The sequence below is a fragment of the Salinarimonas ramus genome (assembly GCF_014645695.1).
GTDB lineage: Bacteria > Pseudomonadota > Alphaproteobacteria > Rhizobiales > Beijerinckiaceae > Salinarimonas > Salinarimonas ramus.
The window spans coordinates 229832-251161 of the sequence record NZ_BMMF01000006.1; the positions used below are offsets into that span (position 1 = coordinate 229832).

Genomic DNA, 21330 nt, shown 5'->3' on the forward strand with positions numbered 1-21330 from the left:
CTATGGTTACTTACGTCATTTGTCTAGCGCGACCGTTGTTGTGCAGCAGGCAATCTCATCGCGGCCACGGCCCCCCATTCACCCCCGCAACCCCGGCGCCTCGTGCCCGCTGCGCGCCACGTACTCCCCGTACCCCCCGGCATATTCGTGCACGCCTTCGGGCAGGACCTCCAGCACGCGGTTCGACAGGGCCGCCAGGAAGTGGCGGTCGTGGGAGACGAAGAGCATCGTGCCCTCGTAGCGGGCGAGGGCTGCGATGAGCATCTCCTTCGTGGCGATGTCGAGGTGGTTCGTCGGCTCGTCGAGGACGAGCAGGTTCGGCGGGTCGAAGAGCATCAGCGCCATGACGAGGCGCGCCTTCTCGCCGCCCGAGAGCACCCGGCACTTCTTCTCGGCGTCGTCGCCGGAGAAGCCGAAGCAGCCCGCGAGCGCGCGCAAGGAGCCCTGGCCGGCCTGGGGGAAGGCGTCCTCCAGCGACTGGAAGACGGTGCGGTCGCCGTCGAGGAGCTCCATCGTGTGCTGGGCGAAATAACCCATCTTGACGCCCGCCCCGATCGTCACCGTGCCTTCGTCGGGCGCGGTGGCGCCGGCGGCGAGCTTGAGCAGCGTCGACTTGCCCGCGCCGTTCACGCCCATGACGCACCAGCGCTCCTTGCGGCGCACGGTGAGGTCGAGCCCCTCGTAGATCCGGCGGCTGCCGTAGCCCTTGTGCACGTTCTCGAGGCGGATCACCTCGTCGCCGGAGCGCGGCGCGGGCTTGAAGTCGAAGGCGATGGTCTGCCGGCGCCGGGGCGGCTCCACGCGCTCGATCTTGTCGAGCTTCTTCACACGGCTCTGCACCTGGGCCGCGTGGGAGGCGCGCGCCTTGAAGCGCTCGATGAAGGCGATCTCCTTGGCGAGCATCGCCTGCTGGCGCTCGAACTGCGCCTGCTGCTGCTTCTCGGCGAGCGCGCGCTGCTCCTCGTAGAACTCGTAATCGCCGGAATAGGTGGTGAGCGTGCCTGCGTCGATCTCGACGATCTTGCTCACCACGCGGTTCATGAAGGCGCGGTCGTGCGAGGTCATCAGCAGGGCGCCGGGATAATTCTTGAGGAAGGATTCGAGCCAGATGATGCTCTCGATGTCGAGATGGTTCGTCGGCTCGTCGAGGAGCAGCACGTCGGGCCGCATCAGGAGGATGCGCGCGAGCGCCACACGCATCTTCCACCCGCCCGACAGCCCGCCGACGTCTGAATCCATCATCTCCTCGGAGAAGCCGAGGCCCGCGAGGACCTCGCGCGCGCGGCCCTCGAGCGAGTAGCCGTCGAGCTCCTCGAAGCGCGCCTGGACCTCGCCGTAGCGCTCGACGACGGCGTCGAGCTCGTCCATGCGCTCTGGGTCGACCATCGCGGCCTCGAGCTCGCGCAGCTCCGCCGCGACGGCGCTGACCGGACCCACGCCGTCCATCACCTCGGCGACCGCGCTGCGCCCGGACATCTCGCCCACGTCCTGGCTGAAATAGCCGATGGAGACGTCGCGATCGACGCTGACCTGCCCCTCGTCGGGCTCCTCCTCCTTGGTGATCATCCGGAAGAGGGTGGTCTTGCCCGCGCCGTTGGGCCCGACGAGCCCCGCCTTGTCCTGCCGCTGGAGCGTCCCGGAGGCCTCGATGAACAGGATGCGGTGGCTGTTGTGCTTGGTGACGTTCTCGATGCGGATCATGGACGGGCAGGCCTGCTTCTCGGGGATCGGCGGCCTTATGGCACGGGCGGCCGGCGGCGGCGACCCTCGTGTCTCCCGCCAGCGGGCGGGAACGTGAGCCCGGTCTCCGGCCTTGGGGAGCGGGGCGCGAGATGCGAGGAGTGCCGCGTATGCTTCGATACGACCGCAGCGGGGAGGGGCCCGCAATCGTCCTGGTCCACGGGCTCGGCGGCACGCGCCGCTCCTTCGATCCGATTCTTCCGGGGCTTCGGGCGCAGCGCACGGTGATCACGCTCGACCTGCCCGCTCACGGCGAGACGCCGGGCGAGCCCGACAGCGGCAGCTTCGCGGGCCTGGCGCGCAGCCTCGATGCGTTCCTGCGCGACGAGGGGCTCGAGCGCGCCGCGCTCGTCGGCGCCTCGCTCGGGGCGCGGCTCGTGCTGGAGATGGCGCGCCGGGGGCTCGGCGGCCCCATCGTCGCCCTCGACCCCGGTGGCTTCTGGGAGGGTCGCGAGCGCACCTGGTTCCGCTGGACGCTCACCGCCTCGCTCGGGGCACTGCGCGGTCTCGGCCCTCTGCGCGGGCCGCTGGCGCGCAACGCCGCGACCCGCAGCCTCCTCCTCGCGCAGCTCTCGGCGCGTCCCGCACGGGTGCCCGCGACGCTCGCCGCGCGGGAGATCGACGGTCTCGCGCGAACGCCCACGGTGGGCGCGCTGATCCGCGATCTCGCCGACGGCCCGAGGCAGGAGGGGCCGGCGGCGGCGCCGAGCGGCCCGGTCGTGATCGGCTGGGGCCGCAAGGATCGTCTCTGCTTGCCCGCGCAGGCCGCACGCGCCTGCGCCGCGTTCCCCTCCGCACATCTGCACTGGTTCGATGAATGCGGTCACTTCCCCGTCTGGGACGCGCCGGACGCGACCCTCGCGCTCGTCCTCGCGACGACGCAGCCGGCGGGAGAGGGGGCGGGCTAGCCGGCTCGGAGTGCCCGCAGGGACGTCGCGCCGCATCGACGCAGGCGCGCCGCGCGCCATCTCGTCGCCGGCTCACGCTTCGCGGAGACGGAACCCGGCCATGCTCGCCACGCTCGCGCTCCTCGTCCTCGCCCTCCTGTTCGGGGGCATGGTGCTCTATTCCTTCGGCTTCGCCGCCTTCCTGTTCACGACGCTGCCGCCGGAGACCGCGGGGCCGACGATCCGCAAGGCGTTCCCGCACTTCTACCTCTTCGTCATCGCTACCGCCGTCCTCGCGGCGCTGCTGCTGTGGCCGGTGGATCCCCTCGCCGCCGCGCTCATGGCGCTCGTCGCGGCGACGACCGTGCCGACGCGCCAGATCCTGATGCCGGCCATCAACGCGGCCACGGATGCGGGCGCCAAGGGCCGTTTCGCGCGCCTGCACGGGCTCTCGGTGGCGATCACGCTCGCCCATATCGCGGCCGCCGGATACGCGCTCGCCCGCTTCGCCTGATCGTTCGCTCGCGCTCGATTCCGTTCGAACCGGATCGCGCGTCGCATCGTTGGCCTGCCTCATGCAGCAGCCGGACGATAGTCATGAGCGAGACCAGGACCAGATCCCGACGCACCGCGAGCGAAGAGAGCACCCGAACGCCCTGGTGGGCGAGCGCGATCGTCTACCAGATCTACCTGCGCAGCTTTCGCGACACGAACGGCGACGGCATCGGCGACCTCAACGGCGTCACCGAGAAGCTCGACTACATTGCCGCGCTCGGCGTCGATGCGCTGTGGCTCACGCCGTTCTACAAGTCGCCCATGGAGGATTACGGCTACGACATCGCCGACTTCCGCTCCGTCGATCCGGTGTTCGGGGAGATCGAGGACCTCGACCGGCTCGTCATGGCAGCCCGCGAGCGGGGCCTGCGGACGATCGTGGACTTCACGCCCTGCCACACCTCGAAGGAGCACGCCTGGTTCCGCGAGAGCCGCTCGTCGCGCGACGACCCGAAGGCGGACTGGTACGTCTGGGGGGACGCGCGTCGCGACGGGGCGCCGCCCTCCAACTACCTGTCCTCCTTCGGCGGCAGCGCCTGGACCTGGGAGCCGCGGCGCAGCCAATATCGCTACCACGCTTTCCTCGATTGCCAGCCGAACCTCAACCTCCACAATTCGGAGGTGGTCGATGCGATCCTCGGCGAGATGGCGTTCTGGCTCGATCGCGGCATCGACGGCATCCGCCTCGACGCGGTGCAGTGCCTGCTCTGCGATCTCGACCTGCGCGACAACCCGCCGGTCGCCTCCACCGGCCCCTCGATCCTGGTCGGCGGCGGGCCGCACAATCCCTTCCGCCAGCAGGAGCACGTCTTCGATCGCGGGCTGCCGCAATCCATGCACGTGTTCGCGCGCATGCGCGCCCTCGTCGACCGCTACGGCGAGGACCGCTTCCTCCTGGGCGAGGCCTCCGACGTCGATTCGATCCCCTATTGCGCGGAGGCGACGGCGCCCGGGCGGCTGCATGCGGCCTACCATTTCGACCTGATCAACTCGGACCTCGACGTCGGCGTGCTGCGCCGGCAGATCCGGGAGACGTCCGCACGTCCCGACGCCACGATCATGACGGTGGCCGGCAACCAGGATTCGACGAGGCTCATGAGCAATTGGGGCCTGCGCCCGAGCGAGCAGGGCTACGGGCGCGCCTTCGCGCGCACCATGCTCGCCATCATGGCGACGCAGAAGGGCGGGGCGGTGGTGTTCCAGGGCGAGGAACTCGGCCTCACCGAGGCCGAGCTCGGCTACGAGGACCTGCGCGACCCGTGGGGGCTGCACCTCTATCCCGACTTCAAGGGCCGCGACGGCTGCCGCACGCCCATGCCCTGGCGGGCGGACGCGCCCAATGCGGGCTTCGGCGAGGGGAAGCCCTGGCTGCCGGTGGCGCAGGATCATCTCCCGCTCGCCGTCGATCGCCAGGAGGCCGATCCCGACAGCGTGCTCAACGCCTACCGCCGCTTTCTCGCCTGGCGCCGCGAGCAGCCGGCTTTGCGCGGCGGCACGCAGCGCCTGCTCGACGAGGCGCCCGAGCCCCTCGTCGTCTACGAGCGCGCGGCGAACGGCGAGCGCCTGCTGTGCGCCTTCAACCTCGCCGACCGCCCCTTCACCTGGCGCCTGCCCGAGGCGGAGCGCGCCGGCTGGAAGGTCGTCGGCGGCCACGGGCTCGGCGGCGAGATCCGCTCCGGCGGCGACGAGGACGGCGTGATCGCGCTCGGGCCCTACGACGGCGTTTTCGCCCGAAAGCGGGGGTGAGACCCGCACAGGTAGCGAATCACATCGGCGGCGGACACGGGGCGGGGATCGGCTTCGGAGGGGCGCGGGACGAGCGGCTCTCGAACCGCCGCCCCGGCGCTCGCGCGGTTTCCGCACGTCGATCTACCGCTACGTAACGCGACCTCGGCAAAACTTGCCGGACCCGGGTCGTGGATTAACTCACCGTTAACCCTAAGCCTTCCAAATCGGGCGCATCAGATTTCTCTCGATCCGCCCGAGCCCATGAACGCACAATCCCCCACGAAGCCCGCCCAGGGCGCCGTTCCGGCTGCGATTCGTTTTCGCGGCCGCTCCTTCGTCGCTCTCGTTCTGGCCCCCGAGGAGCCGTTCGACGATTGGCTCGCGCGGCTCGACGCGCTGGCGGAGAAGTCGGCGGGGTTCTTTCTCGGGCGGCCCATCGTGCTCGACCTGAAGGACCTGCCGGTCAACCGCGACGGGTTGAAGGAGCTCGTGGAGAAGCTCGGCGAGCGCGGCGTGCGGATCATGGGCGTGGAGAACGCCAAGCCCTCGCAGCTCGGGCCCGGCCTGCCCCCCGAGATGCGCGGCGGACGCCCGGCGAACGACATCGACCCTGCCCAGGAGGCCGAGCGTGCCGCCGCGGCGCGGGTCGCCGCCGAGAAGGCCGCGGCCGAGGCGAGCGTGCCCGGCGCCGGCGCCGATGCCGCCGAGGCGAAGGTCGCGGCCGAGGCGGCCGCGAAGGCCGCGGCGGACGCCGTCGCGGCCGTGCAGGGCACGGTCGCGCCCGCCTCGCTTCCCTCCCTCATCATCGACCAGCCGGTGCGCTCGGGCCAGTCCGTCGTCTTCACGGAGGGCGACGTCACCGTGCTCGGCTCCGTCGCGTCGGGCGCGGAGATCGTGGCCGGCGGCTCGATCCACGTCTACGGCGCGCTGCGCGGCCGGGCGCTCGCGGGCGCCACCGGCAATCCGCAGGCGCGAATCTTCTGCCGCAAGCTCGAGGCCGAGCTCGTGGCGATCGACGGTCTCTACAAGACCGCCGAGGACATCGGCGCGGCGCAGCGCGGCCAGGCGGCACAAGTCTGGCTCGAAGGCGACGCGATGAAGATTGCGGCGATCGGCTGAGAAGAGCCGACGGCGCGGGGGCAGCAACGGAGGTGGTTGGCGATGGCCAAGGTTCTCGTCGTGACATCGGGTAAGGGAGGCGTCGGCAAGACGACCTCGACCGCAGCGCTCGGGGCCGCCCTGGCCTCGCAGGGCAAGAACGTCGTCGTCGTCGACTTCGACGTCGGCCTGCGCAATCTCGACCTCGTCATGGGCGCCGAGCGGCGCGTCGTGTACGATCTCATCAACGTGGTGCAGGGCGACGCGAAGCTCGCCCAGGCGCTCATCCGGGACAAGCGCTGCGAGACGCTGCACCTGCTCCCGGCCTCCCAGACCCGCGACAAGGACAACCTCACGCAGGAGGGCGTCGCGAAGGTCATGGACGAGCTGCGCGAGAAGTTCGACTGGGTGATCTGCGACAGCCCCGCCGGCATCGAGCGCGGCGCGACGCTGGCCATGCGCCACGCGGACGCGGCGATCATCGTGACGAACCCGGAGGTCTCCTCGGTCCGCGATTCGGACCGGATCATCGGGCTCCTCGATTCGAAGACGCTCAAGGCCGAGGCCGGCGAGCGGATGGACAAGCACCTCCTGCTCACCCGCTACGACCCGATCCGCGCCGAGCGCGGCGACATGCTCAAGGTGGACGACGTCCTGGAGATCCTCTCGATCCCGCTGCTCGGCATCGTGCCCGAGAGCCAGGACGTGCTCCGCGCCTCGAACCTCGGCAGCCCCGTCACGCTCTGCGAGCCGCAATCCGCGCCCGCCCGCGCCTATTTCGACGCGGCGCGGCGGCTCGAGGGGGCGGAGCTGCCGGTGGTGATCCCCAGCGAGAGGAAGGGCTTCCTCGGCAAGCTCTTCGGACGGAGGGCCGCATGAACCTGTTCAGCATGTTCTCTCGTCGCTCGTCCGCGCCGGTGGCGCGCGAGCGGCTCCAGGTCCTGCTCGCGCACGAGCGGGCGGTGATCGGCAATTCCGATCTCGTCGCGGTGCTGCGAGAGGAGATCCTGGCGGTGATCGCCAAGCACGTGCCCGTGGAACGCGAGAAGGTGCGCGTGAAGATGGATCGCGGCGACCAGGTCTCGCTGCTCGAGGTCGACATCGAGCTGCCCGAGATGCCGCAGAAGGCGCAGAAGGTCGCCTGAGGCGCCGCGGGTCGCATCGGTCGGTCGAGGATAGGTGGAGGCGGCCCGTTCCGGCGGGTCGCCTTCGACCATTGGCGGTCTTCCCTCCCGCGGCGCGGGCGGCCAAAAAGGGCGCCCCGGTAACAAGGGGCCTGGACAAAAAAGGGCCGCCCCGAAGGACGGCCCGAAGTCTAGGGAGGAAACGCCCAAGGAGGGCATGCGGGAGGGCAACGCCATGCCCTACCGCACTGCACAATATACATTGCGCCGCACAAAACACAAGAGCCGTGCCGCGCGATTTCCGCAGGGGCTCATGCGTCGGCTGCATGACGCTCGGCGTCGGCGCGGCGAGGGTTGCGCGAGCTGCCCGCTGGAGCATTCCGCGCTCACACGGCGAGGGCGGCGCTCACCGCGTCGAGCGTCCCCGACGCGCGGATCTCGCCGCGGGCGAGGCCGTAGGCGCGGTCGCTGACGGCGGCGGCGAAAGCGGCGGTCTGCTCGCTGAGCAGGACGGCGATGCCCTCCTGCTTCATGGCGCGCACGGCGTCCGCCATCTGCTCGACGATGACGGGGGCGAGGCCCTCCGAGGGCTCGTCGAGGAGGACGAGCGAGGGATTGCCCATCAGCGTGCGGGCGATGGCGAGCATCTGCTGCTCGCCGCCCGACATGGCGTCCGCGCGGCGCCCGCGCATCTCGGCGAGGTTCGGGAAGAGCGCGAAGAGCCGCTCGGGCGTCCACGGCGCGCGCCCGTCAGGCGCGGGGCGGCGGCCGACCTCCAGATTTTCCGCGACGGTCAGCTCGGTGAAGATCCGCCGCTCCTCCGGCACCCAGCCGAGGCCGAGCCGTGCGATGCGGTGGGGCGCGAGCCCGGCGATGGAGCGATCCAGGAAAGTGAGCCGACGGGCCTTCGCCGGGACGAGGCCGAGGACGGCCTTGAGCGTCGTCGACTTGCCGGCCCCGTTTCGCCCCATCAGGGCGACGACCTCGCCGGCGGCGATCTCGAGCGAGACGTCGAAGAGCACCCGCGCACGGCCGTAGGCGGCGTCGAGACCCTCGACGACGAGGAGCGGGGTGGTGCCGGCGCTCACGGGCGGCCTCCGTCGTGCGTCTCGCGCGCGTCGAGCGCCTGCGCGGCCGTGCGCGCACCGGTCTCGCCGAGATAGGCGGCGCGCACGCGCGCGTCCTCGCGCACCGCCTCCGGCGCCCCGGCGGCGACGATCTCGCCGCGCACGAGCACGAGGATGCGGTCGGCATGGGCGAAGACCGCGCCCATGTCGTGCTCGGTGAACAGCACGCCGATGGCGCGCTCGCGGGCGATGGTGCGGACGAGCGCCATCAGCTCGGCGCGCTCCTGCGCCGCCATGCCGGCGGTGGGCTCGTCCATCAGCAAGACCCGGGGGCGCGCCGCGAGCGCGATGGCGAGCTCGACGCGCTTGACGTCGCCGTAGGCGAGCGTCGCGGTCGGCCGATCGGCGGCCTGCGCCATGCCGACGCGCGCGAGCGCCTCGAGCGCAGCCTCGCGATGGCGGGCGCGCGCCGTGCGCCACAGGCCGAAGACCTCGCCCGCGGCGGAGAGGAGCGCCATCTGCACGTTCTCGCAGACGGTCATCGTCGCGAAGGTCTGCGCGACCTGGAAGGTGCGCCCGATCCCGCGCCGGAAGAGGGCGGCGGGGGAGAGGCCCGTCACGTCCGCGCCGTCGAGGAGGACGCGGCCCGAATCGGGCGCGAGCTGCCCGCCGACCATGGCGAAGGTCGTCGACTTGCCCGCGCCGTTCGGCCCGATCATGGCGAGCATCTCGCCGGGCGCCAGCGAAAAGGAGACCGCGTCCGCGGCGACGACGCCGCCGAAGCGCTTCGAGAGCCCTCTCGCCTCGAGGAGCGCGCTCATGGCGGAGCGCCCTTCGCGGCCCGCGTCTCGTCGCGGCGCGCCTCGCGCAGAGCCTCGATCGCGCCCACCACGCCGCGGGGCGCGAGGAGCACGATGGCGAGGAGGACGAGGCCCAGCACCAGCCGCCAATAGTCGGTGAGCGGCATCGTCTGGTCCTCCATCATGTGGAGGAGCCCCGCGCCGACGATCGGGCCGATCACCGTCTGCGCGCCCCCGAGAAGCAGCATCGCCAGCGCGTCGACGGAGACCGGGATCGAGAGCACGGTCGGATCGATGGCACCCTTCAGGAACGTCCACAGGCCACCCGCGAGGCCGGCGGCGGCGCCCGAGAGCGCGAAGGCGAGCCAGCGCGTGCGACGCACGGCGATGCCGATCGCCTCCGCCCGCAGGGCCGAATCGCGCGCGGCGCGCAGCGCGTAGCCGAAGGGCGCGTACATGATCCGCCGCAGAGCGAGGATCGCGGCGCCGGCGAGTGCGAGGACGAGGTAGAAATAGACGATGCGGCCCGACGCCCAGTCCGCCGGCCAGACGCCGACGATGCCGTTGTCGCCGCCCGTCACCTCGACCCATTGGAAGGCGACGGCATAGAGGATCTGCGCCACGGCGAGCGTCAGCATCGCGAGGTAGATGCCCGACAGCCGCACGACGAAGGCGCCGAACAAAGCCGCCCCGAGCCCGGCGACGAGGGGGGCGAGCGCGAGCGCGGCTTCCATGGGGATCGAAAGCGACTTCACCGCGAGCGCCGCGCCGTAGGCGCCCAGCCCGAACCAGGCGGCGTGGCCGAAGGAGACGAGGCCGCCCACCCCGATGATCAGGTGGAGCGAGAAGGCGACGAGGGCGAGGATCACCGCCTCCGTCGCCACCGTGACGCCGTAGGCGTCCAGCAGCAGCGGCGCGGCCGCCAGCGCGAGGATGCCGAGGATCGCGAGCGCGTTCTCGACGCCCGTCCACGGCCTGAGCGTCAGCGCGAACGCGGCGCCCGGCCCCGCGCCGATCGGCTCGGGCTTGCCGAGGAGGCCGTAGGGACGCACGACCAGCACGATCGCCATCAGGAGAAAGACCACGACGAGGGTGATCTCGGGAAAGATCAGGATGCCGTAGGCCTGCAGCACGCCGATGAGGATCGCGGCGAGGAAGGCGCCCGTCACCGAGCCCATGCCGCCGATGACGGTGACGACGAAGGCCTCCGCGATGAGCGCGAGGTCCATCTCCGTGTTGGCCGGCGCGCGTGGGATCTGCAGCGCGCCGCCGAGGCCCGCGAGAAAGGCGCCCAGGAAGAGCGTGCCGGTGAAGAGCCGCGCCTGGTCGACGCCGAGCGCGCCGACCATCTCGCGGTCCTGCGTCGCCGCACGCACCAGGATGCCGAAGCGCGTGCGCGTCAGCAGCAGCCACAGCAGGCCGAGCACGATCGGGCCCACCGCGATGAGGAAGAGCTCGTAGAGCGGGAAGCGCCTCCCGAAGATCTCGACGAAGCCCGTGAGCCCCGGCGCACGCGGCCCCAGCACGTCCTGCGGGCCGATGGTCAGGATCACGAGATCCTGGATGATGAGCACGAGGGCGAAGGTTGCGAGCAGCTGGAACAGCTCGGGCGCGCGGTAGATGCGGCGCAGCAGCACGATCTCGATGAGCACGCCGAGCAGCCCCACCGCGATCGCGGCGACCGCGATCGCCGTCCAGAAGCCCAGCGGCTTGCCGAGGCTCGCCATGGCCAGCGGCGCCAGCAGCGCCGCCGCGTAGGCGCCGAGCATCGTCAGCGAGCCGTGGGCGAAGTTGACGATGCGCGTCACGCCGAAGACCAGCGTCAGCCCGCTCGCGATCAGGAACAGCGAGGAGGCGCTGGCGAGGCCGTTGAGGCCCTGGATGACGAGGAAGGCGGGATCCATGCGTGACGCGGCATCCGGCGGAGAGGAGGCCCTTGTGCCGCCTGCACGCGCGCGACGCAAGAGCGGGCGATGTCGCGAACGGTCGCGCGAATGCCGCGGATCTCGTCCACCTCCCGTTCACCGCCTTTCTCAAGCCGCCCTTCAGCGCGCCCGTGCATGGTGCCTCCCGGGAAGGGGAGGTTTCATGGACGGGCTCTTCATCGTCACGCCGCTCACCATCGCGCTCGCCGTGGCGGGCGCGCTCGCCATCGCGGCGACGGCGGCGGCGCTCCTCATCCTGCGCGATCACCTGCGCCTCGAGACGCGCCTGCGCACCCTCGAAGGCGAGACGGAGACGCTGCAGGACAGGCTCTGGCGCGCGCAGGAGAGCGAGCACTTCTTCCGCACGCTCGCCGAATCGCAGGTCGACGCCATCGTCCAGCGCGACGCGCAGGGCCGCATCACCTGGGCGAACGACGGCTTCGCCGCCCTCGTCGGCATGCAGCGCGCCGCCGTGCTGGGCACGGCCCATGCGCCGCGGGTGGTCGAGAGCCGCCCGCCGCGGCTTCGCCCCGACGGCGCGCGCCTCGTCGACGAGGCGATCGAGACGGCGGAGGGCGTGCGCTGGATCGGCTGGATCGAGACGCAGGCCCCCGGCCGCCGCGGCAGCCTGGAGACGCTGCGCGCGGGCCGCGAGATCACGGAGCGCGTCAGCTCCGAGACGGCGCTCGCCGACGCCCGCGCCCGCGCCGAGGCGGCGAGCGAGGCGAAGTCGCGCTTCCTCGCCACCGTCAGTCACGAGTTCCGCACGCCGCTCGGCGGCATCCTCGGCATGGCCGACCTCATCCTCGACACGCGCTGCGACCCCGAGCAGACGACCTACGCCCAGGCGATCAAGACCTCTGGCACGGCCCTCCTGTCGCTCATCGACGAGATCCTCGACTTCTCCCGGATCGAGGCGGGCAAGCTGACGCTCACCCCCGCGCCGTTCGATCTCGCCGCCTGCGTGGAGGGCGTCGTCGAGCTCCTCGCACCGCGCGCGCAGGGCAAGGGCATCGAGGTCGCGGGCTTCGCCTCCGTGGCGCTGCCGACGCGGCTCGTGGGCGACGAGGCGCGCATCCGCCAGATCCTCGTCAACCTCGCCGGCAACGCGGTGAAGTTCACCGAGAGCGGCGGCGTCGGCGTCGAGGCGCTGCCGGACGACGAGGGCGGCGGCATCGTGCTGCGCGTCTCCGACACCGGGCCCGGCATCGCCCCCGAGCGCATCCCCGCGCTGTTCGAGGAATTCGAGCAGGGCGACGGCTCGGCCGCCCGCCGTCATCCGGGAACCGGGCTCGGGCTCGCCATCACCCAGCGGCTCGTCGCCGGCATGGGTGGGGAGATCGCGGTGGAGAGCGCACCGGGCGAGGGCGCGCGCTTCACCGTGCGGCTGCCGCTCCCGGCGGCGCCGGCGGCCGACCGACCGGCACGGGAGGCCACGGATCCCGCCGTGGCGCTCGCGGGCAAGCGCATCCTCGTCCTCGCCCGCTCGCCCTTCGAGGCGCCCTTCATCGCGCGGCGGCTCGAGGAGGTGGGCGCGCGCACCTCCGTCGTCGGCACGGAGGGCGAGACGCTCGCCAAGATCGCCATGGCCGATCCGCAGGACGGCTTCGACGCGCTCATCGTCGATTGCGCGCTGGGCGACGATCTCGCGCGCGACGTCGCCGCGGCGGCGCGGGAGGCCGGCGTCTCGCGGGCCGTGGTCCTGCTCTCGCCCTTCGAGCGGCGCGATCTCGGCTCGCCCACGGCGGCCGGCTACGACAGCTATCTCGTCAAGCCCGTGCGCGCCCGCTCGCTCGTGGAACGTCTCGTCGAGCCCGTCGCCCCGCGCCCGATCGTTCCCGCGCAGGCCGAGGAGGAGAGCGGCACGCCGCGCGCCCTGCGCCGGCTGCCGGGCGAGCGGGGCAACGCGCCGCGACCCGGCGCGCCGCGCGTGCTCCTCGCGGAGGACAACGAGATCAACGCGCTCCTCGCCCTCAAGGCGCTGGAGAAGCGCGGCGCCGTGGTCGACTGGGCCAAGGACGGGCACGAGGCGGTGGCGCTGGCGGAGGCCTCCTTCGCGGGCCTGCGCCCCGATTACGACGTCGTCCTCATGGACATCCGCATGCCCGAGCTCGACGGGCTCGAGGCGACGCGGCGCATCCGCACGCTCGAGCGGGCGCTCGGCCGGCGGCGGCCGCGCCGGATCGTGGCGCTCACCGCCAACGTGCTCAAGGAGGACGAGGAGGCCGCCCGTGCGGCCGGCCTCGACGGCTTCCTGCCCAAACCCTTCGAGCCGCGAATGCTGGATGCGCTCATCGGCGACGCGCTGGTCGGGCAGCCGGCCTCCGGGGAGGCGTCCCTCGCCCAGGCGGGCTGAGCGAAGCGGAGGAATCCGTATCCGCTCTCTTCCAGGCTATCCTCGCATTTCTGCGCCGGCTAACGTGACGAGCGAAACCAATCTGTCACAATCGTGTTGAATGGCTATGGTTCAAGAGCCGCACGGCGGACGCGGCGAAAGATTCGCGACGCGGAGGATACCGCCCGACGAGGATGAAATGGCGCCGTTTCCCGCTGTCGAAACGACGTCGAGCCGGCTTCCGAGCCGCTTCGGCTTCATGTTGACCTCTCCCCCCATCGGCGACTTCGTGCGTCCCTTCCGTAAGAAGGGCTCGGCGGCCATCGCGTTCCTGCGCGGCGCGAACATGAACCGCGCCCCCGTGCGCCGGCCGCTCGACCCCGTGCTCGGCCGCATCGGCGCGCTCGAGGTCCGCCTCGCCACGACGCCGCGGGAGATCCGCGCCGCCCAGCGCCTGCGCTACAAGGTGTTCTACGAGGAGGGCCGGGCGCTGCCGCACACGGCCTCCGCGCTCGCGCGTCGCGACTTCGACGAGTACGACGCGATCTGCGATCACCTTCTCGTCCTCGACCATTCAGCGCCCTCCAACCTCGGCGAGCCCGCCCGCAAGCTGCGCGGCGTGCCGGCGCGCACGAAGCATCCGGCCGTCGTCGGCACCTATCGCCTGCTGCGCCAGGAGGTGGCCGAGCGGCATTTCGGCTTCTACACACAGGCCGAATACGACATCGCCCCGATCCTCGCGGCGCATCCGACGAAGCGCTTCCTCGAGCTCGGCCGTTCCTGCGTGCTCAAGCCCTACCGCAACAAGCGCACGGTGGAGCTGCTCTGGCACGGCATCTGGAGCTACGTGCTGCATCACAAGGTGGACGTGATGCTCGGCTGCGCGAGCCTGGAGGGCACCGATCCGCAGGCGTTGGCGCTGCCGCTCTCCTTCCTGCACCACCACGCCGCAGCCGATAGCGATTGGCGGGCCCGTGCCGTGGCCGATCGCTACGTGCCCATGGACCGCCTGCCCGAGAGCGCCGTCGACTCCAAGGCGGCGCTGCACGCGCTGCCGCCGCTGATCAAGGGTTATCTGCGGCTCGGCGCGCGCTTCGGCGACGGCGCCGTGGTGGACCGCCAGTTCGGCACGACGGACGTGCTCGTGGTACTGCCGGTCTCCGCGATCAGCCCGCGCTACGTGGCCCATTTCGGCGCCGACGCGGGCCGCCACGCGGCGTGACGCTTCGAGATCAAGGCGCGTCGGCGAGCGCCGTGATCCCCTCGCGATAGGTCGGATAGAGGAGCGCGACGCCGAGCTCCTCGCGCAGGCGCCGGTTCGAGACGCGCTTGGACGTCGACCAGAAGGCGCGCCCCATGGGCGAGAGCTCGGCCTCCTCGAAGGGGATCTCCGGCGGCGGCGCGATGCCGGCGACCTCGCCCGCATAGGCGATCACGTCCTGCGGCGGCGTCGGCTCGTCGTCGACGACGTTGTAGACGCCGCCCGCGCGTCCGCGCACGAAGGCGGCGTTCACCGCCTGCGCGATGTCGGCGACGTGGATGCGGTTGAAGACCTGGCCCGGCTTGACGATCCGGCGGGCCGTGCCCGCGCGCAGCTGCAGGATCGGATTGCGGCCCGGCCCGTAGATCCCCCCGAGGCGCAGGACGCACACGCGCTTGCCGCTGCGCGCGCCGAGCGCCAGCCAGGCCGCCTCCGCGTCGGCTCGGGCGTCCGCGCGGGCATGCTTCGGTGCGAGCGGCGTGTCCTCGTCGACCCAGCCTCCATTCGCATCGCCATAGACGCCGATCGTGGAGAGATAGACGATCGCCTCGATCCGCGGCGCCGCCGCGATCGCCTCGCCGAAGGCGGCGAGCGCGGGGTCGACCCCGTCCCGCGGCGGAATCGAGAGCAGGACGTGCGTGGCGTGCGTGAGATCGCCTTCGATGCGCGGATCGACGTTTTCGGGCGAGAACAGCCGCGCGGTAATGCCGTCCGCTTCCAGCGCCGCCGCCTTCTCGGGCGAGCGCACCGTGCCGACGACCGTCGCGAACGCCCCCTGCCGCACGGTCTGCGCCGCGCTGTACCCGAACCCGAACCCGACCAGCACGCTCACGCCGCTCTCCCGATTGATTGTGCGGGCGCGAGTGTAGAGGGGATCGGGGTGGCGGGGAACAGTTCGTGGGTGGATCGCGGCGGTTGGCTAGAGTTGGCCAGTGATCCTGGTGCCCGGCTCACCAGGCCGGGCCATCCACGATCTCCCACTCCTCCTCGGCTTCGATCGCCTCGGCCGCCAGCGTAGCGACCGCCTTCATCTCGGCGTCGGTGAGGTCGTCCGAGCAATCGTCGCGGACCGGCCGCTCGGTCTGCGGCCGGTCCGTGTCGTCGACGATGTGCCTGCGTAGGGGGGCATCCGATCCACTATTCGCTTCTTTCGATCTCCCGACATTATGGAGACGTATGACCTCCCTGTCCAGGATGATCGCATCACGACAAGAAGAGCATCTCAGGGTAGAATGATTCCGTCGCCGTTCCTTCAAGCGCTTCACCGCAGCGGCGCCATCAGCGTCGCCTTCGCCCGCTGGATCCATTTCGGCGGGCGCTCGGGGTCGAGCAGGTCGTTCTCGGCGAGGAGCTCCTCGGCGGGGCCGATGGGGTCCGGCTCGTAGGGCGCGAGGGTGCGGCCGTGGCCGCTCAGGCGATCGACGGCGCCGACGAGGCCGTGCTCGGCGATGGCCTGCTCCACAGCCTCCGGCGTCGTCGCCAGATGCTCGGCCAGGAGATCGGCGCGCACGTCGAGGATGCGCCGGCGGCGCTCCGCGGCGTCGGGCGCGCCCTCAACCGCCTCGATGGCGACGTCGCACTCCGTGTCGAAGCCCATGGAGCGGTTGTTGAGGTTCGACGAGCCGATGCGGATGAGGCGGTCGTCGACGATGAGGATCTTGGCGTGGACGTAGATGTCCTCGCCCGCATGCGTCACCGGCGTGTAGATCCGGAAGCGGTCGAAGACGTCGGCGTCGCGCACGAGCTTGAGCAGGCGGGCGCGTGCGGTGTCCATCGTCGCCGCCTCGAGATAGCCGTCCGCCGACATCGGGTTGACGATGACGATCTGCGGCCCGTCGGCCTCGCGCAGGCGCCCGGCGATCACCTCCGCGATGGTGCGGGATGCGAAGTACTGGCTCTCGCAATAGATCGTCTCGCGTGCCTCGCGGATGCACGACAAGAGCAGGCTCTCCACCTCGAAGATCTTGGGATGGTTGCCGAAGAGCGGCGCCGTGCGCGCGATGCCGACGTCGACGTCGACGAAGGTCGGCGCGACCCCGCTCGGCCAGATCGGCGCGCGGGCCGGCGGCGGCTCGAGCTCCTCGCCGGTGGCGAGCTTCCAGCGCTGGCGGGCGTGCTCGGCGAGCGACTTCGCGGCGTCGCCGTCGAGCGCCATGGTCGCGTCGTGCCACGGGCCGTAGGCGCGCCCGCTCGGGCGCAGGCGTCGCTCGTCGCCGTCGAGATGCCCGCGCGTGTCCCAGCGATCGGCGGTCATGTCGATGCCGCCGCAGAAGGCGAAGACGTCGTCGATGGCGACGATCTTCTGGTGATGCGCGGCTCCCGGCGGGTGGGCGCCGTCGAGGTGGAAGCGAATGTTCTCGCTCGTCGTCCAATCGAGGATCATCAGCGGCGTCGAGCCCCGGCCCAGCGCCTGGATCATGCCGAGATCCCATTTGAGGACGTAGATCCGCAGCTCCGGCCGCGTCTTGGAAATCCAGCGCAGGAAGGGCCCGAGCGCGTTCGGCCCCTCCATCGTCGCGCCGTCGGGCTCGAACTGGATGCGCAGATCGAAATCCCAGCCGATCAGCATGATCGTGTGGCGGGCGGCGAGCATCGCCTCCTTCACCGCGCGGAAATAGTCCTGCGCGTCGACGACGAGGCCGGCGCGGTCGGCGTGGGCGATGCGCCAGCAGGTGTCGCCCGGTCGCAGGATGCGGTGAGGCGCGGGCGAATCGTCCGCGCGCGCGGCGGTCGTGGACATCGGTCACCTCCTCCGGCGCCGAGGCCGGTCCCGCGAAACAACCGGGAGCGCGCGGGAGCGGTTCCGCGCGAGCGGTGCCGGTTTCTCGATCAGGCGGCGCCGGCGTGCCGTCGCGCGGAGAGGAGAGCGTCGATGTCGCTCGCCGGCATGGGCCGCGCGAGGAGGTAGCCTTGGAGCTGATGGCAGCCGAGCGCCTGCAGAAAGCGCTGCTGCTCGCGGGTCTCCACGCCCTCGGCCGTGACGGTGAGACCGAGCGCGCGGCCCAGATGCACGATGGAATGGACGAGGATCGCCGATTCGCCCGTGGCCTCCATGCTCTCCAGGAAGGAGCGGTCGATCTTGATCTTGTCGAAGGCGAAGCGGCGCAGGTAGATCAGCGAGGAATAGCCCGTGCCGAAATCGTCGAGGGCGAGGTTCACGCCCTTGGCGCGAAGCCGCATCATCGCCGCCTCCGCCGCGTCCGCGTCCTCGACGACGACGCCCTCTGTCAGCTCGAGCTCGAGGCGGGTCGGATCGAAGCCGGTCTCCTCCAGGATACGCCCCACCGTCTCGACGTAGTCGCGCTGGCGGAACTGGATCGGCGAGACGTTGACGGCGACGCGCAGGCCCGGCCAGCGGCGCGCGTCGTTGCAGGCGCGGCGCAGGACCCAGTCGCCGAGCGGCAGGATGAGGCCGCTCTGCTCCGCCATGGCGACGAAGCGATCGGGCGGGATCAGGCCCTTCTCCGGATGGCGCCAGCGCACCAGCGCCTCGAGCGCCACCACCTCGTCGCGGTCGGCGGCGAAGATCGGCTGGTAGTGCAGCTCGAGCCCGTCGCCGGTGATGGCGTCGCGCAGGTCGTCGGCGACGAGCTTGCGCATGCGGATCGCCTCGTCCATTCGCCGCTCGAAGAAGGAGTGCCGGTTCCGGCCGTCGTTCTTCGCCTGGTAGAGGGCGGTGTCGGCGAGCCGCATCAGGGTCTCGCGGTCGAGGGCGTCCTCGGGGGCGAGCGCGATGCCGATGGAGACGCCGATGGTGACGGCGGAATGCTCGATCTCGAAGGGCTCCGAGATGGCGTCGAGGATGCGTCGGGCGAGCGCCTCGGCGCCCTCGGCGCTCTTGAGGCCGGGCTGGATGATGGCGAACTCGTCGCCGCCGAAGCGGGCGAGGACGTCGGTTCCGCGCAGATGCGTCATCAGGCGGCGCGCCACGAGCTTGATGAGCTCGTCGCCGGCCTGGTGGCCGAAGGCGTCGTTGACCTCCTTGAAGCGGTCGAGGTCGAGGAACATCACGGCGAGCCCCTCGCCGGTGCGCGTGACGCGGGCGAGCTCCTGGTCGAGGCGTTGCGCGAAGAGGAGCCGGTTGGGAAGGCCCGACAGGGGATCGGAGACGGCGAGCGTCTGCACGTGCTCCTGGGTCTGCGCGAGCTCGGCCGACACGCGACGCGCATGCATCACGGCGAGGCCGAGCAGCGCGAAGGCGAGGAGCGCCGGCCCGATCACGAGCCACAGCACCTTGCCGCGCCACAGCGAGCCCGGCCGCTCCGGCGTCCAGGCGACGTGGTAGACGGCCTGGCCGTCCACCGCGGCGATGTCGAAGCCGCGGGCCTCGTCGTCGATGGGGCCTTCGCCCACCATGAAGTTGCCGATGGCCTGGTCGATGGCGAGCGCGGCGAGCTCGTCGCGGTTCATGGCGCGCAGGCCCACCGCCAGCGCCCCGCCGTCGGGCCGCATCTCCGAGATCGCCACCACGGCGACGATGCGCCCGTCGATGGCCGCGAGCTGGGGCGCCGCCGGGCGGCGGCTGCCGGTGGTGCGGACGTCCTGCGCCTCCAGAAGGGCCCGCCCCAGGAGATCGGCCACGATGGCGGTGTCGAGAGAGAGCGCCGGTCGCGCACCGGCGCCGCGGGCGACGTCGGCGGAGACGATGCGGCCCTCGCCGTCGAGGGCGAAGACGCCCGTCGCGTCGAAATGCGGGCGGGCGAGGGCGAGGAAGGCGCCCGTCGTGGCGGGCGTGATCGGCTCGGTGCCGGTGGCGGCCCGCAGGCTCGCCTCCAGCGTCTCGGCATAGGCCTCGAGCTGCACGCCGATGACGGCCTGCATGCGATCGCGCGCGGCGATGGCGGCGCCGCGGTCGGCGTCGCGGCTCACCCAGAGGAGCGCTGCGGTCGACACGCCCAGCACCGCCACGAGCAGGGCCACGAGGGGCCAGAGCAGGCGGGGGAGGAAGACGCGGGTCGCCGGGGTCGGCTGAAAGGTCGGTGCGTGCATGGCCGTCCGTGGTTCGACGGCGGCATCGTCTCTCGCTTTCGTTCAGAAAGAGTTGCTGGATCGACTTCGAGTTTCTTTCATGCGCGATTGCGCGCGATGTGCGAGGCCAGCGTGGCGAGCGCCCGCGGATAGAGGACGTGCTCGCGCTCCAAGACGCGCGCGGCGAGCGTCTCCGCGGTGTCGCCGGGCAGGACGGGGACGGTCTCCTGCGCGATCACGGGCCCCGCATCGAGATCCGCGGTGACGAGATGGACCGAGCAGCCGTGCTCCGCGACGCCGGCCGCGAGCGCACGGGCATGCGTGTCCGTGCCGCGGAAGGCGGGCAGGAGCGAGGGATGGATGTTGACCAGCCGGCCTTCCCAGCGCGCCACGAACCAGGGGGTGAGCACGCGCATGAAGCCGGCCAGCACGACGAGCGCGATGCTCGCCTCGCGCAGGCGCGCGTCGAGGGCGCGCTCGAAGCTCTCGCGGTCGGGAAAGGCCTTGTGGTCGACGGTCGCCGTCGCGATCCCCGCCGCTTCGGCGCGGGCGAGGCCCGGCGCGCCGGGGCGGTTCGAGACGACGAGATCGATGCGCGCGGGATAGCCGGGCTCGGCGGCCGCCGCGACGAGGGACGCCATGTTCGAGCCGCGCCCCGAGATCAGGATCGCGGTCGAAACCCGCGGGTCGTCGCTCACAGCGAAAGACCGTTGTCGAAGCGCACGGGCTCGCCGTCGCCGCGGGGCTCCAGCGCGCCGACGATCCGGGCGCGCTCGCCGGCCTCCGCCAGCTTCGCGCAGACGGTCTCGGCCGCCTCGGCCGGCACCACGACGATCATGCCGATCCCGCAATTGAAGGTCCGCAGCATCTCGGCCTCGGCGACACCGCCCGAGCGCGCGAGCCAGACGAAGACGGGCGGCGGGTCGATCGCCGCGAGGTCGATGCGCGCGGCGACGTCCTCGGGCAGGACGCGGGGCAGGTTGTCGGGCAGGCCGCCGCCGGTGATGTGGGCGAGCGCCTTGACCGGCAGGCCCTCCTTCAGGAGCCCCAGCAGCGGGCGCACGTAGATGCGCGTCGGCTCGAGCAGCGCGCGCCCCAGCGTCTCGCCGGGGGCGAACGGTGCCTCGTCCTCGTAGGATAGCCCGCTCGCGCCCACGATCCGGCGCACGAGCGAGAAGCCGTTCGAGTGCACGCCCGAGGACGCGATGCCGACGAGCACGTCGCCCGACGCGACGTCGCGCGGGAGGAGCGTGCCGCGCTCGGCCGCGCCGACCGCGAAGCCGGCGAGATCGTAATCCGCGCCCTGGTAGACGCCCGGCATCTCCGCCGTCTCGCCGCCGATGAGCGCGCAGCCGGCCCGCCGGCAGCCCTCGGCGATGCCGGCGACGAGGGCCGTGCCGGTGGCGGCTTCGAGCCGGCCGGTGGCGAGGTAGTCGAGGAAGAAGAGCGGCTCGGCGCCCTGGACCACGAGATCGTTGACGCACATGGCGACGAGATCGATGCCCACGGTGTCGTGGATGCCGGTTTCCACCGCGATCTTCACCTTGGTGCCGACGCCGTCGTTGGCGGCGACGAGGATCGGGTCGACGAAGCCCGCGGCCTTGAGATCGAACAGGCCGCCGAAGCCCCCGATCTCCGCGTCCGCGCCCGGCCGGCGGGTGGCGCGAACGAGCGGCTTGATCGCCTCCACCATGGCGTTGCCGGCATCGATGTCGACGCCGGCCTCGGCATAGGTCATCCCCTGCGGACCGGCCGGTCTCGCCGCCGTTCCGTCCCGTCCGCCGTCTTGCCGATCCTCGGCCATGGCGCGCCTCCGCTGTGCTCGTTCGCGCGGGTTACAGA

Annotated in this window: 18 protein-coding genes; 8 read left to right on the top strand and 10 right to left on the bottom strand. The window is 71.7% G+C overall.

Translation table 11 applies throughout. The features are described from left to right. Nucleotides 1-78: 78 nt before the first annotated feature. Entirely contained in the window at nucleotides 79-1701 is a 1623-nt protein-coding gene (locus IEX89_RS12190; protein WP_188913263.1) for an ABC-F family ATP-binding cassette domain-containing protein, read from the bottom strand. A 149-nt stretch (nucleotides 1702-1850) separates the two neighbouring features. On the opposite strand from IEX89_RS12190, the gene IEX89_RS12195 reads away from it, so the two are divergent. The 6 genes from IEX89_RS12195 to minE all read left to right on the top strand — a co-directional run bounded on the left by IEX89_RS12195 (nucleotide 1851) and on the right by minE (nucleotide 7153). Continuing rightward, nucleotides 1851-2648, top strand: a complete 798-nt coding sequence (locus tag IEX89_RS12195; RefSeq protein WP_188913265.1) for an alpha/beta fold hydrolase — start codon at nucleotides 1851-1853, stop codon at nucleotides 2646-2648. A gap of 100 nt (nucleotides 2649-2748) precedes the next feature. Continuing rightward, nucleotides 2749-3141 (top strand): DUF4149 domain-containing protein, encoded by a 393-nt coding sequence (locus tag IEX89_RS12200; protein WP_188913267.1) that lies wholly within the window; start codon nucleotides 2749-2751, stop codon nucleotides 3139-3141. A gap of 83 nt (nucleotides 3142-3224) precedes the next feature. Then, on the top strand, nucleotides 3225-4928 hold the full coding sequence (locus IEX89_RS12205; RefSeq protein ID WP_188913269.1) for an alpha-amylase family glycosyl hydrolase: 1704 nt from the start codon (nucleotides 3225-3227) through the stop codon (nucleotides 4926-4928). Nucleotides 4929-5171: 243 nt separating this feature from the next. Further along, entirely contained in the window at nucleotides 5172-6029 is an 858-nt protein-coding gene (minC, locus tag IEX89_RS12210) for a septum site-determining protein MinC (RefSeq protein WP_188913272.1), read from the top strand. A 42-nt stretch (nucleotides 6030-6071) separates the two neighbouring features. Continuing rightward, nucleotides 6072-6887 (top strand): septum site-determining protein MinD, encoded by an 816-nt coding sequence (gene minD / locus IEX89_RS12215; protein WP_188913274.1) that lies wholly within the window; start codon nucleotides 6072-6074, stop codon nucleotides 6885-6887. After that, the gene (minE, locus tag IEX89_RS12220; protein WP_188913277.1) at nucleotides 6884-7153 is read left to right on the top strand and encodes a cell division topological specificity factor MinE; all 270 of its coding nucleotides are present in this window, start codon (nucleotides 6884-6886) and stop codon (nucleotides 7151-7153) included. Before minD ends, minE begins: the two co-directional genes overlap by 4 nt. Before the next feature lie 365 nt (nucleotides 7154-7518). Here the strand turns inward: minE and IEX89_RS12225 are convergent, their stop codons facing one another. The 3 genes from IEX89_RS12225 to IEX89_RS12235 are packed head-to-tail and all read right to left on the bottom strand — an operon-like array spanning nucleotide 7519 to nucleotide 10903. Then, nucleotides 7519-8220, bottom strand: a complete 702-nt coding sequence (locus tag IEX89_RS12225; protein ID WP_188913278.1) for an ABC transporter ATP-binding protein — start codon at nucleotides 8218-8220, stop codon at nucleotides 7519-7521. After that, nucleotides 8217-9020 (bottom strand): ABC transporter ATP-binding protein, encoded by an 804-nt coding sequence (locus IEX89_RS12230; RefSeq protein ID WP_188913280.1) that lies wholly within the window; start codon nucleotides 9018-9020, stop codon nucleotides 8217-8219. The genes IEX89_RS12225 and IEX89_RS12230 overlap by 4 nt, the downstream gene beginning before the upstream one ends. Continuing rightward, the gene (locus IEX89_RS12235; protein WP_188913282.1) at nucleotides 9017-10903 is read right to left on the bottom strand and encodes an ABC transporter permease; all 1887 of its coding nucleotides are present in this window, start codon (nucleotides 10901-10903) and stop codon (nucleotides 9017-9019) included. The genes IEX89_RS12230 and IEX89_RS12235 overlap by 4 nt, the downstream gene beginning before the upstream one ends. Nucleotides 10904-11087: 184 nt before the next feature. On the opposite strand from IEX89_RS12235, the gene IEX89_RS12240 reads away from it, so the two are divergent. Beyond that, nucleotides 11088-13280: an ATP-binding protein gene (locus IEX89_RS12240; RefSeq protein WP_188913284.1), complete on the top strand. Its 2193-nt coding sequence runs from the start codon at nucleotides 11088-11090 to the stop codon at nucleotides 13278-13280. Between the two features lie 238 nt (nucleotides 13281-13518). Next, complete coding sequence (gene olsB / locus IEX89_RS12245) at nucleotides 13519-14481, top strand: l-ornithine N(alpha)-acyltransferase (protein ID WP_188913286.1); 963 nt, start codon at nucleotides 13519-13521, stop codon at nucleotides 14479-14481. A 10-nt stretch (nucleotides 14482-14491) separates the two neighbouring features. Here olsB and IEX89_RS12250 read toward each other — a convergent pair whose 3' ends face one another. From IEX89_RS12250 to purM, 6 genes are all read right to left on the bottom strand, one after another. Next, a complete protein-coding gene (locus tag IEX89_RS12250) occupies nucleotides 14492-15352 on the bottom strand; it encodes an SDR family oxidoreductase (protein WP_188913288.1) in 861 nt (286 codons plus the stop codon). 118 nt (nucleotides 15353-15470) lie between these two features. After that, complete coding sequence (locus IEX89_RS12255; RefSeq protein ID WP_188913290.1) at nucleotides 15471-15827, bottom strand: hypothetical protein; 357 nt, start codon at nucleotides 15825-15827, stop codon at nucleotides 15471-15473. Continuing rightward, nucleotides 15782-17260, bottom strand: a complete 1479-nt coding sequence (locus IEX89_RS12260) for a phospholipase D-like domain-containing protein (RefSeq protein ID WP_188913292.1) — start codon at nucleotides 17258-17260, stop codon at nucleotides 15782-15784. Before IEX89_RS12260 ends, IEX89_RS12255 begins: the two co-directional genes overlap by 46 nt. An 89-nt stretch (nucleotides 17261-17349) precedes the next feature. Then, a complete protein-coding gene (locus IEX89_RS12265; RefSeq protein ID WP_188913294.1) occupies nucleotides 17350-19509 on the bottom strand; it encodes a putative bifunctional diguanylate cyclase/phosphodiesterase in 2160 nt (719 codons plus the stop codon). Between the two features lie 77 nt (nucleotides 19510-19586). Further along, nucleotides 19587-20186, bottom strand: coding sequence for a phosphoribosylglycinamide formyltransferase (purN, locus tag IEX89_RS12270; protein ID WP_188913296.1), 600 nt, complete (start codon nucleotides 20184-20186; stop codon nucleotides 19587-19589). Continuing rightward, complete coding sequence (purM, locus tag IEX89_RS12275; protein ID WP_244645348.1) at nucleotides 20183-21226, bottom strand: phosphoribosylformylglycinamidine cyclo-ligase; 1044 nt, start codon at nucleotides 21224-21226, stop codon at nucleotides 20183-20185. The genes purN and purM overlap by 4 nt, the downstream gene beginning before the upstream one ends. Between the last annotated feature and the right edge of the window lie 104 nt (nucleotides 21227-21330).

Bases quoted from the DNA above. Each gene is read 5' to 3' on its own strand.
- IEX89_RS12190 (WP_188913263.1), bottom strand. From the start codon at position 1,701: ATGATCCGCATCGAGAACGTCACCAAGCACAACAGCCACCGCATCCTG.
- IEX89_RS12195 (WP_188913265.1), top strand. From the start codon at position 1,851: ATGCTTCGATACGACCGCAGCGGGGAGGGGCCCGCAATCGTCCTGGTC.
- IEX89_RS12200 (WP_188913267.1), top strand. From the start codon at position 2,749: ATGCTCGCCACGCTCGCGCTCCTCGTCCTCGCCCTCCTGTTCGGGGGC.
- IEX89_RS12205 (WP_188913269.1), top strand. From the start codon at position 3,225: ATGAGCGAGACCAGGACCAGATCCCGACGCACCGCGAGCGAAGAGAGC.
- minC (WP_188913272.1), top strand. From the start codon at position 5,172: ATGAACGCACAATCCCCCACGAAGCCCGCCCAGGGCGCCGTTCCGGCT.
- minD (WP_188913274.1), top strand. From the start codon at position 6,072: ATGGCCAAGGTTCTCGTCGTGACATCGGGTAAGGGAGGCGTCGGCAAG.
- minE (WP_188913277.1), top strand. From the start codon at position 6,884: ATGAACCTGTTCAGCATGTTCTCTCGTCGCTCGTCCGCGCCGGTGGCG.
- IEX89_RS12230 (WP_188913280.1), bottom strand. From the start codon at position 9,020: ATGAGCGCGCTCCTCGAGGCGAGAGGGCTCTCGAAGCGCTTCGGCGGC.
- IEX89_RS12235 (WP_188913282.1), bottom strand. From the start codon at position 10,903: ATGGATCCCGCCTTCCTCGTCATCCAGGGCCTCAACGGCCTCGCCAGC.
- IEX89_RS12240 (WP_188913284.1), top strand. From the start codon at position 11,088: ATGGACGGGCTCTTCATCGTCACGCCGCTCACCATCGCGCTCGCCGTG.
- olsB (WP_188913286.1), top strand. From the start codon at position 13,519: ATGTTGACCTCTCCCCCCATCGGCGACTTCGTGCGTCCCTTCCGTAAG.
- IEX89_RS12255 (WP_188913290.1), bottom strand. From the start codon at position 15,827: ATGGATCCAGCGGGCGAAGGCGACGCTGATGGCGCCGCTGCGGTGAAG.
- IEX89_RS12260 (WP_188913292.1), bottom strand. From the start codon at position 17,260: ATGTCCACGACCGCCGCGCGCGCGGACGATTCGCCCGCGCCTCACCGC.
- IEX89_RS12265 (WP_188913294.1), bottom strand. From the start codon at position 19,509: ATGCACGCACCGACCTTTCAGCCGACCCCGGCGACCCGCGTCTTCCTC.
- purM (WP_244645348.1), bottom strand. From the start codon at position 21,226: ATGACCTATGCCGAGGCCGGCGTCGACATCGATGCCGGCAACGCCATG.